The sequence below is a fragment of the Flavobacterium sp. S87F.05.LMB.W.Kidney.N genome (assembly GCF_004366435.1).
Lineage (GTDB): Bacteria > Bacteroidota > Bacteroidia > Flavobacteriales > Flavobacteriaceae > Flavobacterium.
Genome location: NZ_SODX01000001.1, coordinates 814,132 through 827,248 on the forward strand (window position 1 = coordinate 814,132; position 13,117 = coordinate 827,248).

General features: G+C 32.3%; 6 protein-coding genes. 5 read left to right on the forward strand and 1 reads right to left on the reverse strand.

Annotated elements, in window-relative coordinates:
- The first annotated feature begins 176 nt into the window (after positions 1–176).
- A complete protein-coding gene (gene gldJ / locus EDB96_RS03570; RefSeq protein WP_057117531.1) occupies positions 177–1,862 on the forward strand; it encodes a gliding motility lipoprotein GldJ in 1,686 nt (561 codons plus the stop codon).
- Between the two features lie 116 nt (positions 1,863–1,978).
- Complete coding sequence (locus EDB96_RS03575) at positions 1,979–3,265, forward strand: UDP-N-acetylmuramoyl-tripeptide--D-alanyl-D-alanine ligase (protein WP_134139265.1); 1,287 nt, start codon at positions 1,979–1,981, stop codon at positions 3,263–3,265.
- Positions 3,266–3,298: 33 nt separating this feature from the next.
- Here the strand turns inward: EDB96_RS03575 and EDB96_RS03580 are convergent, their stop codons facing one another.
- A complete protein-coding gene (locus tag EDB96_RS03580) occupies positions 3,299–6,178 on the reverse strand; it encodes a triple tyrosine motif-containing protein (protein WP_134139266.1) in 2,880 nt (959 codons plus the stop codon).
- Positions 6,179–6,522: 344 nt separating this feature from the next.
- On the opposite strand from EDB96_RS03580, the gene EDB96_RS03585 reads away from it, so the two are divergent.
- From EDB96_RS03585 to EDB96_RS03595, 3 genes are read left to right on the forward strand one after another with little or no spacing between them, the layout of a single operon-like run.
- A complete protein-coding gene (locus EDB96_RS03585) occupies positions 6,523–9,747 on the forward strand; it encodes a SusC/RagA family TonB-linked outer membrane protein (RefSeq protein WP_134139267.1) in 3,225 nt (1,074 codons plus the stop codon).
- A gap of 16 nt (positions 9,748–9,763) precedes the next feature.
- A complete protein-coding gene (locus tag EDB96_RS03590) occupies positions 9,764–11,470 on the forward strand; it encodes a RagB/SusD family nutrient uptake outer membrane protein (RefSeq protein ID WP_057117680.1) in 1,707 nt (568 codons plus the stop codon).
- 27 nt (positions 11,471–11,497) lie between these two features.
- Positions 11,498–12,286 carry a hypothetical protein gene (locus tag EDB96_RS03595; protein ID WP_134139268.1) on the forward strand — a complete coding sequence of 263 codons (789 nt, stop codon included), beginning with the start codon at positions 11,498–11,500 and terminating at the stop codon, positions 12,284–12,286.
- The last annotated feature ends 831 nt before the right edge of the window (positions 12,287–13,117 follow it).

The following is a 13,117-nucleotide window of genomic DNA, read 5'->3' on the forward strand; positions in this document are numbered from 1 at the left end:
TAAGTAAAAATATAGTATTTCATGTTACAGTAATAATAAAAAGTATATTTTTGCGTTCGTAACTAAAGGTTATTTTCTGGTAAAAAAACAGCTAAATAAAATTATTAGAACAGATGTTGCTAATTAAATGTTAATTATTATATTGCAGCACCTAAATTTATCACCTAAGAATGAGTATGAAAGTAAACAAAATTGTAGCCTTGCAATTAATGATGTCAATGGTATTGATGTTGGGCATGGCTAGTTGTAGCAAAAAATCTAGTTCCTCTCACGCTTCTAGAGCAACTGGCTGGGATGTAGATAGTCAGAATGGAACTGCTGCTAGAAATGCAGGGAAAAAACAACAGGCTGGTCCTGGTTTGGTTTTTGTTGAAGGAGGTACGTTTACTATGGGTAAAGTACAGGATGATGTTATGCATGATTGGAATAACACACCAACTCAACAACACGTTCAGTCATTCTACATGGACGAAACCGAAGTTACGAATGGTATGTACTTAGAATACCTAGAATGGTTAAAGAAAGTTTTCCCGCCAACGGAAGAAAATTACAAAAATATTTACGAAGGAGCATCGCCAGATACTCTTGTTTGGAGAAATCGTTTAGGATATAACGAAACGATGACAAACAACTATTTAAGACACCCATCTTATGCTAACTATCCTGTAGTTGGTGTTAACTGGATTCAAGCAGTTGAATTTAGTAAATGGAGAACAGACCGTGTAAACGAAGCTGTTTTAGAGAAAAACGGGTATCTTAAAAAAGGTGCTAAAACGAATGAAGTTAGTGCTGATAATGCATTTAACACTGAAGGTTATTTAATGTCTCCAAGTACATCACGTGGTGGTAGCGAAGAGATTGTGTTAAAGAAAAATCCTGGAGGGAAAAGACCTAAAGCTGGTAAAGACGGTGTAGTTCCTGAAGAGAAAAATGTTTACGCTCAACGTTCTTCTGGAATCATTTTGCCAGAATACAGACTTCCTACTGAAGCAGAATGGGAATATGCTGCTGCAGCTGATGTTGGACAAAGAGAATACAATATCTACAAAGGTCAAAAGAAATATCCATGGTCTGGAGATTACACACGTTCTAGCAAACGTAAAAACAGAGGTGATCAATTAGCTAACTTTAAACAAGGAAACGGTGATTACGGTGGAATTGCAGGTTGGTCAGATGACGGAGCAGATATTACAAATGCTGTGAAAAGCTACGCTCCAAACGATTTCGGTCTTTATGATATGGCTGGAAACGTTGCAGAATGGGTTGCCGATGTTTACAGACCTATTATTGATAATGAAGCAAATGATTTTAACTACTATAGAGGAAATCAATATGCTAAAAACAAAATTGGTAAAGACGGTAAAGTTGAAATCGTTTCAACTTCTAACATTAAATATGATACTTTAAGCAACGGTAAAGTTATAGCAAGAAATCTTCCAGGAGAAATTGCTCAAGTTCCAGTTGACGAACAAGAAACATATTTAAGAACGAATTTCAGTACAAGTAATAATATCAATTACAGAGATGGTGATAAACAATCTTCTAGATATTTTGACTTTGGAGATTCAGAGTCTGGCGCTAAAGCTGATCAAGCAATGTACAATTCTCCTAAACATAATGTAACAACAGACAGTTTAGGTAAGATGATTAGAAAATATGATAACTCTAGTAAACGTACTACTTTAATCGATGATAAAGTAAGAGTTTACAAAGGAGGTTCTTGGAGAGATAGAGCTTATTGGTTAGATCCAGCTCAAAGAAGATATTTCCCTCAAGATATGGCAACTGATTATATTGGATTTAGATGTGCAATGTCTAGAGTTGGTTCAAAATCTGAAAAGAGAAAATCTCCTAGAAATTAAGATTTAGAAATTCAAGTATAAAAAATTCCAAATTCCAAAAGCTGAATATCAGTCTGGAATTTGGAATTTTTTTATTGTTTTTTTTCTACTTTTATGACCTATTAAAAAATTTATAAATGAATATTCAAGACATTCATAACCTGTTTTTACAATGCAGTTCTCTTTCTATAGATACAAGAAAGATTGAAAAGAATTCAATATTTTTTGCCATTAAAGGAGAGAATTTTGATGCTAATACATTTGCTAAAGAAGCTTTAGATTTAGGAGCTTTATTTGTAGTAATTGATAATGAATCTTACTTTATTGATGATAGAACTATTTTGGTTAAGAATAGTTTAGAAACACTTCAAGAATTAGCGAAGTTTCATCGTACTCATCTAGGGCTTCCAATTGTTGCATTAACCGGCAGTAATGGAAAAACGACAACAAAAGAATTGATTAATGTTGTGTTGTCCAAAAAGTTCAAAACAAAAGCTACAATAGGAAACTTAAATAATCATATTGGAGTGCCATTAACTTTGCTTTCATTTACAAAAGAAACAGAGATCGGAATTGTCGAAATGGGGGCTAACCACCAAAAAGAAATTGAATTTTTGTGCCAAATTGCGCAGCCAGATTTTGGTTATATCACAAATTTTGGGAAAGCCCATTTAGAAGGTTTTGGTGGGGTTGAAGGAGTAATTGCTGGTAAAAGCGAAATGTATCAATATCTCGCAGCAAATCAAAAGACTGTTTTTGTCAATCTTGAAGATCCTATTCAGATAGAGAAATCAAAAGGTATTAAAGCATTTACATTTGGTGTCAAAAAAGGAAATGCAGATCTAAATATTCAAGAAATAACAGCAAATCCATTTGTAGCCATAAGCTATAACAATTTCGCAGTAGAATCGCATTTAATAGGGCTTTATAACGCAAATAACATCAATGCAGCTGTAGCTATTGGGAAATATTTTGAAGTAAATGAGAGCGATATAAAGAGTGCAATTGAGAATTATGTTCCAGCGAATAACAGATCTCAAATGATGCAGAGAGGCAAAAATGAAATCATTTTAGATGCTTACAATGCAAATCCAAGCAGTATGGCAGTTGCGATTGCTAACTTTCTTCAATTAGATAAAAATAATAAAATGATGATTCTTGGAGACATGTTTGAACTCGGGGATGAGAGTTTGTACGAGCATAAAGTTATAGTTGATTCTTTAGCGGATCAAGATCAAGCATTATGTTTTTTAATAGGGAAATCGTTTTATGCTAATCAAGTTTCAAAAGAAAACATACAGTTTTTTGAAACATTTGATGCTTTTGCGGCTTTTATAAAATCATTTAAGTTTGATTCAAACACCATTTTAATTAAAGGATCTAGAGGAATGGCCTTAGAGCGAACTTTAGAATATATTTCATAAAAAAGAAGCCATCCAATTCGGATGGCTTTCTTTTTAAATACTCATTAAAAACCCAATTAGGTTTTCTTTTTTATTTAATCCTAATTTTTTTCTCAGACGATAACGAGCTAATTCAACTCCCCCAGTTGAAATGTTCATAATTTCGGCTATTTCTTTTGTTGACATATTCATTAGTAAATAAGTCGACAAATCTAATTCTCTTGGCGAAATAGTAGGGTATTGGCCTTTAAGGCGCTTTAAGAACTCAAAATGAACGTTTTTAATGTGTTTTTCTAAGTCTTTCCAGCTTTTATCTGTATTAACTTCTTTTACAATACTTTTGTGTAATTTGCTAAACTCAGATTTAGTATTGTCGTCTAATATGCTGGTATCAATGTCTTTAAGTTTATGAATAATTCCATTTAATACTTTGTTCTTTTTTACGACTTGTAATGAGTTGTTTACTAGTTCTTTATCTTTTGCTAAGATTTTAATTTGAAGTTTATCATTTTTTAATTTTTCAATTTCTTTCTCCAAATCATGTTGCTCATGTCTTATTTTAGATTCTCTTTCAAGGTATAATCTTCGTTGTTCAATTGTTTCGTAGTATCTATTTTTTCTGATCTTTAGTTTAATTCTGATAGATATTAAGTAAGCACCCAGTAAAATGAGAATTAGATAAAATAGATAAGCAAGGAAATGTCTGTACCATGGCGGAGAAACAGTAAATTCAACTTCAGCAATATTAGACTCTATGCCGTAGCTGTTTCTGGCTTTTAATTTCATTACATAATTTCCTTCTCTCAAATTGGTATATTCTTTTATGGCGGTAGACGACCATCCTCTCCAGTTTTCTTCAAAAGGCTCCAACCTATAAGAATACATTACATTTTCTTGATTTTCGTATATTGGCGACGCAAAAGTAAATTTTACTCGATTGGATTTATATGGTATACTGTACGATTCTGCCTGGTTTGTTAGATTACCTGTCAAAATAGTATCGCCAGGAAAAGAAAAACTTTCAATGAATGCTTTCGGTTTTGTCATGAATGCATTTGAAATGGTAGAATTGTAATGGGCTAAACGATCCGTTAAACCTATAAAAATATTTTGAGGATCAATAGCATTTACAGATACATAATTGTTTACTAAATTTCCTGTCAAGTTTGAAAATATAGCTTGTTTTTTAGCGTAAGTTCCATTGTGGTTTTTAACCAATACTCCTAGAGATTCATTAAATGCATACCATAAATTTCCTGAAGGATCTTCAATCAATGTATTAATAGTTGGAATTCCTTTAAATAAATTACTAATCTTTTTATCTTCAAAAAAAGCCTCCTGCTCAACTGAATATCTGTAAAAATGATTGCGGACTTGAAAATAAACTTTACCATTAATATTTTGCAGGCTGTTGATTCCTTTATGATTTTCAGAAATATTAGTATGTTTTTTCATAAAATCAAACCTCTTCAAGTCGTCTGATAATTTTACTTGGTAGAGGAAAGGGTTTTTCTTAAGCCATAAATAGTTTTCATCTATTTCTACAGAAAAGTTATTTGTAGTTTCATCAAATCCTTTTACTTGATGTAAATAATCATAACCTGTTGCAGATTTTTTGAAAACAGAAAATCCGCTATAGCTTTCTCCAATAATATAGTTTTCATGATTTGGAATTTTTTTGAATCCAAAATATCCTTTATTATCTAATATTTTTGATACTCTGTTCTTTTCAATTACCAATGCGCCGCTGTTACTGGCGCAGATAAGGACATTGTTTAAAACTTGAATATTCCAAACTTGAGAAATTGTTCCTTCGACTCTTGTAAATGGGCTGTCCTTAAACGATTTCCCCCACGGATGATAAAATAAACCTTGATTGGTGGCAACATATAAATTATCTTCAAATGTTGTTGAGGCATAAACTGTTCCTATATTATAACTGTAATCAAAATAAGAAAAAGGAGAATTCTCATTAATAAATGTAATACCATTGTCAAGACCAAGCCAGATGTTGTTTTTATTATCTATAAATGATGCTAAGATGGTATTGTTTTGAATGCCTTTTTGTCTATTTAAATGCTGAAGTATCTTTCCGTTTAAATCACAAATAATGGCGCCGTCTAATACAGAATTTAGCACTATAAATTTGTTTTTAATTATAGATCCGCCAAGAGAAGTATTTTTCTTGATGAAATCATTTGCTTCTGTTGCCCAAGGTTTTATTGTGCCATTTTCTGAAACAAAAAGCCCTTTTTCTAAAGTTGCATATAATAATCGATTATTTGGTAAAGGAAAAAGAGACCAAATCTCTTTATCATTAAAAAGAGTTGTGCCTTCTACTGCTGTCAGTCTCCTGTTTTTGTATTCGAGCATTCCCAATGTTTTGTCTTGGAAATAAAGACGATTGTTTACTAAAAATGAAAACTGGAATTTGTGAGGTGCGCTTAAAGTAGTTATTTTTTCGTTTTTCAGGAAAAATACTTTTGAAAAAGATTGAAATATAACTTCTCCTCTAAAGAGATGAATTCTCCAAATCAGATTAATGTTTTCTTTATCAATAGGACTTAATAGATTGTAGAGGGAATGGTATTTTAATATTCCTTTTTCATCAATTTTAAAATAACCAAATTCATTGTTTCCTCCAACAAAAATTCTTCCTGAAGGATCAATTTTTAAGCTTCGTATTTCAGATTTATTAGGTAATGAATATTTATGCCAATTAGATCCATCAAATTGGATCAAACCACTGTTGTTTGCAAAGTAGATATTTCCGTTTTTATCCTGGTCTATACTCCAGTTTTGAGTTCCTCCTTTGTATTCTGATCTTTTGTAATTTTTAATATCTGGAATTCCAATGTTTTTTACCTGAGAAAAACTTATGTTTTGTATGAAAAATAGTAATGTAAGTGCAAAAGGTCTAACTATGAATTTCATAAAATTTTAAATGTATTTTTATTAGAAATGCTTTATAATGTCATTTGATTGTTTATTTTTCAATCTCAATGACTCTATTTTTTTAAATTATTTTTAATTTATAACGTTATAGTTGTTGTTAAACTAATGTAATATACGTTTTTTTTAATTAACATTTTTATAACAATTTTTTGTTAAAGCTAAAATACAGTAAATTAATATATTAAAAAAAAAATGTTGTGTTTTTGTAGTGTAACATTATTTAGTTTGAAGTGTTTTTGTAAAGAATTTTAATTCAAGTTTATTAAAATTTAACATTATAATTGCATTAAATTACTAATTAATTAACCAAAATTTTTAGAAAAATGAAATTGACAAAATTACTTATTTTTTGTGTTTCGTCTTTGCTGTTTTCGGCTGTCGCATTTGCTCAGGATGTGACGGTAAATGGAACCATAAATGATGAAAGTGGATTACCCGTCCCAGGAGCGACGGTTTTAGTAAAAGGAACGAATAAAGCTACTGCATCTGACTTTGATGGAAAATTTCAGATTAGTGCTCCTTCAAATGGGGTCTTAGTTATTAGTTTCGTTGGATTTCAGACACTAAATGAGACTATTAATGGAAGGACAAAGATTAATGCGATTCTTACTGCAACATCTCAAAATTTAAATGAAGTTGTCGTAGTAGGTTATGGTACTCAGAAAAAAGGCCTCATTACCGGTGCTTCTACAAATCTTAAAGGAGAAACGATTAAGGAACTAAATACAGGATCTGCTATGGAGGCGCTTCAAGGTATTGCTCCTGGTATTAGTATTACAAGAACTAATGGTTCGCCTGGGGCTGGTACTAAGGTAACTATCCGTGGATTGGGTACGAATGGAAACTCTAATCCATTGTATATCGTTGATGGTATTTCTGTTGGTAATATTGATTATTTGAGCCCTTCAGATATTGAATCTATTGACATATTAAAAGATGCGGCTTCTGCTGCTATTTATGGATCTAGAGCAGCTAATGGAGTTGTATTAGTTACGACAGTAAAAGGTAAAAAAGGAAGAGCTGCAAGAATTAGTTATGACAGTTACTTCGGTATTCAAAATATCTATAAAAATTTAGATCCTTTGAATGCACAAGAGTATATGTACATTATTGATGAAGGAAGAGTAAACGATGGATTGCCTCGTCAAGATTGGCAAAAACTTTTGACTAATAATTCATGGTTAAATACTCAATTTCCTGGCGCTGGTACTCAATTAGGAAATGAGATTTGGGAGAAATTACAAAATGGATGGACAGGGACAAACTGGATTAATGAAATGAGTAAAAAAGATGCTCCGATCATGAATCATTCTCTTAACATTACTGGAGGCAGTGAAGATATAACTTATGCTTTCGGAGTTTCTTATTTTCAACAAGATGGTATTATTGGTGGAGATTTAGTTGATGCAGGTTTTAAAAGACTTACAACTAGATTAAATACTCAAATGGTATTGAAAAAGAATGATAGTCATAGCATCATTACTGTAGGAGAAAATGTTACTTACACTAATTCTCAAAATAGAGGAGTTTCTAATGGTAATATTTATGGGAATGATTTGCATAATGCATTAACTGCAAACCCATTACAGCCAGCTTATTGGCAGACTTCTATTGATAGAAATATCGATAAATTTGGATTTACCCCAACTTTAGATGGCATTTCTACGGGACAAACAAATCCTTTAGCAGTAATGTTTTACAGAAGTAATTATAATTATCCAAAAGATAATAGAATTACAGGAAATGCTTTCTTAGAAATTGAACCAATTAAAGATTTGAAATTTAGAACGGTTTATGGTATTGATTCTTGGTTTGGATATGGAAGATCTATGAATCCAACATATAATTTGGGTGTACTCTATCAAGATTATATCAATGGTGCATCTCAGTATTCTTACATTGGGGCTAACTCAACTTGGACAAATACTGTTTCTTATAAAAAACAATTTGGAAACCATAATATTTCTGCCGTTGCAGGAACTGAGTTGATTCAATATTTGGTGAACAATAATGTTAGTGGTTCAAGGAATAATTTGACATTTGGTGAAGATCCGCGATACGCATATTTAAACAATACAGCTCCAAAAACAATTAATGATATTGGAACTAACGGAATGGATACTTCAGCTGGTGGAGGTGGTATTATGTCTTATTTTGCTAGAGCACAATATGATTATAAAGAAAAATACCTTCTTTCAGCTACAATACGTGCTGATGGTTCTTCTAACTTCGCAGAAGGAAAAAGATGGGGATATTTCCCTTCTGTTTCTGCAGGTTGGGTAATTACAAAAGAAGATTTTATGGAAAGTTCTTCTAAATGGCTTAATTCATTAAAAGTAAGAGGAAGCTGGGGACAAAATGGTAACCAAGATATTCCTAACTTTTATTATTCTTCAAATATTGCTTACGTTTTTCCTGGATACTTTTTTGGAGATACAAAACCAGTTTCTGGAACAACAGCTTATCCAGCTAGAGTTACCAATCCAGATTTAACTTGGGAAACATCGGAGCAATTAGATTTCGGTCTTGATGCAAGTTTATTTGATTCTAAATTAAACGTGACTTTAGATTGGTATAACAAAACTACTAAAGACTGGTTAGTTCTAGCAGCAGGAAGAGGAACGGATGGAGCTGCACCACCTTATTTTAATGGTGGAGATATCGAAAATAAAGGTTTTGAGTTTTCTGTAAATTGGAGTGATAAAATTGGGGGCTTTAAATATGGAGCTACTGTAAGTGGAGCATTCAATAAAAATAAAGTTACAAGAATTGCAAATGCTGACGGAATATTGCACGGACCTTCTAACGTATTATCGCAAGGAACAGGAGAAATCTCAAGAGGTCAGGTAGGTTTCCCATTAGGTTATTTCTACGGTTTTAAAACAGCAGGAATTTTACAGAATCAACAAGAAGTTAATGAGTATGTTGGTCCAGACGGGCAGCCATATTTTAGCGATCAACGTCCTGGAGATGTTCGTTTTGTAGACCAGAACAATGATGGTATTATTGACGAAAGTGATAAAGTTTATTTAGGAAATCCAAATCCAGATTTTGAATTAGGGATTCAGTTAAATTTTGAATACAAGAATGTTTACTTGAACACTACTATGGCTGGTAAATTTGGTATGCAAGTTATGCAGTCATATAGATCTTTTGCAGATAGTCCTGCTCAAAATTATACTTCTGATGTTTTTGATCGCTGGCATGGAGAAGGTACATCTACTAAAATGCCTAGATTAAGTGCTACTTCAAATAGAAATAGCAATTATGTGTCAGATATTTATATGCAAAATGCAGATTATTTGAGAATAAATAACTTAACGTTAGGTTATAATTTCAACGAAGTATTTAAAGATTTCAAGTTTATCTCAAATCTTAAATTTTATGTTGCAGTAAATAACCTATATACATTTACTAAATATGATGGTATGGATCCAGAAGTTCGTTGGTCAGGAGATAATACAAATGCTCCATGGGCTTCAGGAATTGATTTAGGTTTGTATCCACAAGCTAGAACGGTGATGTTTGGTTTAAGTGCTGATTTTTAATATAAATACAATTACAATGAAAAAAATAAAATATTTAGTAGCGATTTCGGCTGTATTTATTGTAGCAAGCTGTGATGATTATCTTGATACTGATAATTTAACAGAAAAGAGTTTAGAGAATTTTTACAAGACACCTCAAGATATTGAAGAAGCAACTGCTGGAGTTTACAACGCTATTTATACAAACAACGTGCATAGCGAAGAGCAGATTGCAGCTAATCTTATGGATAATATGATGTTAGGAGGAGGAGGTCCTGATGATAAAACAGCCAAATGGGTTGATAATTTTGAAGATCCTGTAGATGATACATATTTAGATATGTGGGTTCAATCTTACAGAGGTATTGCTAGAACAAATGCAATTATAGAGAAAACTCCTCTTGCGGATTTTAGTACTTATTTCAATACTGCTGCTGAAGCTGATCAATTTAAGCAACAAGCAATTGGTGAGGCTTATTTTATGAGAGCGTTTTTCTACTTTAGATTGGCTAAGTTTTTTGGAGGAGTTCCATTAATCATAACTATTGATGGAAAAAAAGACGGCCCAAGAAATACTTACACTGAAACATTTGCACAGATTGCTTCAGATCTAAAAAAGGCAATCGAAACAATGCCGGCAACTCCTTTTACAAGTATTCCAACATCAAGATATGGTCATGCTAATAAATGGGTTGCAGAAGCTTATTTAGGACGTGTGTTTTTATTTTACACAGGCTATATGACAAATATGGAGAAACAAGCCACTGAAGAATTACCTTTAGCAGAAGGAGGTTCTTTAAATGCAACACAAGTAGCAAGTTATTTAACTGACTGTATGACTAATAGTGGTCATGCTCTTGTTCCAGATTTTAGAAACCTTTGGCCTTACTCTTATGTTAATAAAGCTTCTGGAAATAATGTTTTGCCATGGGCTGCAACTGAAGGTTTATCTTGGGTAGGACAAGATGGTATCAGCCCGACGTTTGGAACCGGAAATTATGAGACAATGTTCGTTCAAAGATTCTCTTTTGGAGATTGGAGCTGGACAAATGGTAATATTTATACTAATAGATTATGTCTGTTCTCTGCATTACGCGGTAATTCATTGGTGCCATTTGGAGAAGGATGGGGCTGGTGTACAGTAAATCCAAGTTTATATAGTAACTGGGAGGAACGTGATACAAGAAAAAGAGGTTCTATACTTGAAGTAGGTAAGGCCGATCAAGGAACGGCTGCTTATGCGCAAGATAAAGGAGACCATGAGACAGGATATTTCAATAAAAAATATATTTCGTTACAATATCCTAATGCAGGTGGAACTACTGTCGGAATGTTTGTTCAATTGTACAACTGGTCAAATACTGATATGCAATTAATGCATGCACAAGATTTTATCTTCATGCGTTACGCAGATGTATTATTGATGCATTCAGAAATTACTAAAACTGCTGCAGGTTTAAATGCAGTTAGAGCAAGAGCAAAGCTTGATCCAGTTGGGTATTCGCTTGAAAATATTAAAGCAGAGCGTTTGCATGAATTTGCGTTTGAAGGATTACACTGGTTTGATTTAATTCGTTGGGGAGATGTTGATAACGCATATAATAGCACAATTCCAGTTAGAAATTCAGGTACTTCAGCAGTTTACAGCGTAAAATATAGACCAGAGACTAAGGGTTTGGTTTCTATGCCTGAAACAGAACTTAGACTATCAAATGGAGTTTATTCACAAAATCCAGGGTGGTAAAATTTAACAATATTAATATAGATAAATATGAAAATCAATAAAATATTATATCTTCTTTTGGCTCTTTTTACGTTGACTTTTTCAGCATGTGATCCAATAGTAGATGAACAGCATTTAACGAATTCTACTGACGTTGCTGGAGTTGAATTAGTAGCTACTCAAAGCACTCCAGGAGGGAATAAGATCACCCTTAATATGACAACTCCAGGCGTGACTGGATATTGGGATTACGGTTTAGATAAAGCACTAACAAATGAAGTGACGTTTGTTTATCCTATCCCGGGAAAAGCAACATTTACCTTTGTTGGAACTCTAGGCGCTGAATTTTTTACTAAGACAATTGATGTTCAAATTAATCAGTTAGATACCCCTTTAGACCAAGACTGGTATGATTTAGTAGGAACTAATACGGCTGCTGGTAAAACTTGGGTTTTTGATGGTACGCAAGGTTCTGGAAGATTATGGTGGTTTATGTCTCCAAACGGAAGTGCAGAAAGCGCTATGACCGCGTGGTGGAATGCTGGAGATTGTTGTGCTCCAAGCGATGCGCTTGGGAAAATGCATTTTGATTTAAATGGAGCAGCAAATTACAACCATTATGAAACAACAAGTGCTGCACCAACAAAAGGAAGCTTTAAATTGGATATCAAAAATAAGCAGTTAACTATCATAAATTCGAAAATGTTAGGTTCGGCTGCCGGAAATGCTGATGGTGTTTACACTATCGTAAGTCTTGAACAAGATAAAATGATTCTTTACTTAAATAATAGTGAAACATATGGAACAGGTTGGACATTTGTTTTCAAACCTCAATAATAATATTTCATGTTAGTTATTTTCGAAAAAGGAAGATTAAAAAATTCCTTTTTCGATTTTTCAAACATTTATATTTCATTCTTTAAAATGAAATATTTAGAAGATTTAAACTATGGTTAGTTTAAGTTAAGTTTATTGCCTGGGTAGCCCATAATTTCGATTATGGGCTATTTTTTTTACTTCAAATTTCGGGTGCTAATTAAATTTTAAAGTATTCAAAGAGAACTATTTCAATAATAGGCCGATTTTAGGATCATTTATCGATTGAATACTTTGTAATTTTTACTAATTAACTAAAAACGATTCTATCTTCATGTAAAGTCTTAAAACAAACGTTTAAGACTTTTTTTCTCAATAAGAATGTAATATCTGTCGAATATCGATAGCTAGACCAGTTAAAACTTCTAATATTAAAACAACATCCATTCTATGCCTGTTTTTGTTAGCTATAACGTACGTTAAATGGTCAAAGCAAACCAATGCCAAGTGATTATATTTCTTCATAAAATCAATGTTTTTATGGCATTTATAGATCAATTTGAGTTAGATCTAAAGCAACTAGAATTTAATTCACTTTTTAAAAAAGCTCAAAATAGTATAACTCCTTACAGTGAATTTTACAGTCAAAATTTTTCTACTTACTTCCATAATCCCTATCATTTTTGAAGCTTATTTCCTGTAAAATACATGAAAGTAAGAATTTACCTATTTAAAAAATGATTGCTAATAATGTAAAAAAAGTATTGTAAAAATATCATATTCTCGGTTTGCTAATTTTTTCAAAATTTGTTTGTTAAGTTATTGTAAATATTTAGAAAATAATAAGTTATG

Excerpts from the sequence above, each read along its gene's own strand:
- EDB96_RS03590 (WP_057117680.1), top strand. The coding sequence starts at position 9,764 with ATGAAAAAAATAAAATATTTAGTAGCGATTTCGGCTGTATTTATTGTA.
- EDB96_RS03595 (WP_134139268.1), top strand. The coding sequence starts at position 11,498 with ATGAAAATCAATAAAATATTATATCTTCTTTTGGCTCTTTTTACGTTG.
- EDB96_RS03580 (WP_134139266.1), bottom strand. The coding sequence starts at position 6,178 with ATGAAATTCATAGTTAGACCTTTTGCACTTACATTACTATTTTTCATA.
- gldJ (WP_057117531.1), top strand. The coding sequence starts at position 177 with ATGAAAGTAAACAAAATTGTAGCCTTGCAATTAATGATGTCAATGGTA.
- EDB96_RS03575 (WP_134139265.1), top strand. The coding sequence starts at position 1,979 with ATGAATATTCAAGACATTCATAACCTGTTTTTACAATGCAGTTCTCTT.
- EDB96_RS03585 (WP_134139267.1), top strand. The coding sequence starts at position 6,523 with ATGAAATTGACAAAATTACTTATTTTTTGTGTTTCGTCTTTGCTGTTT.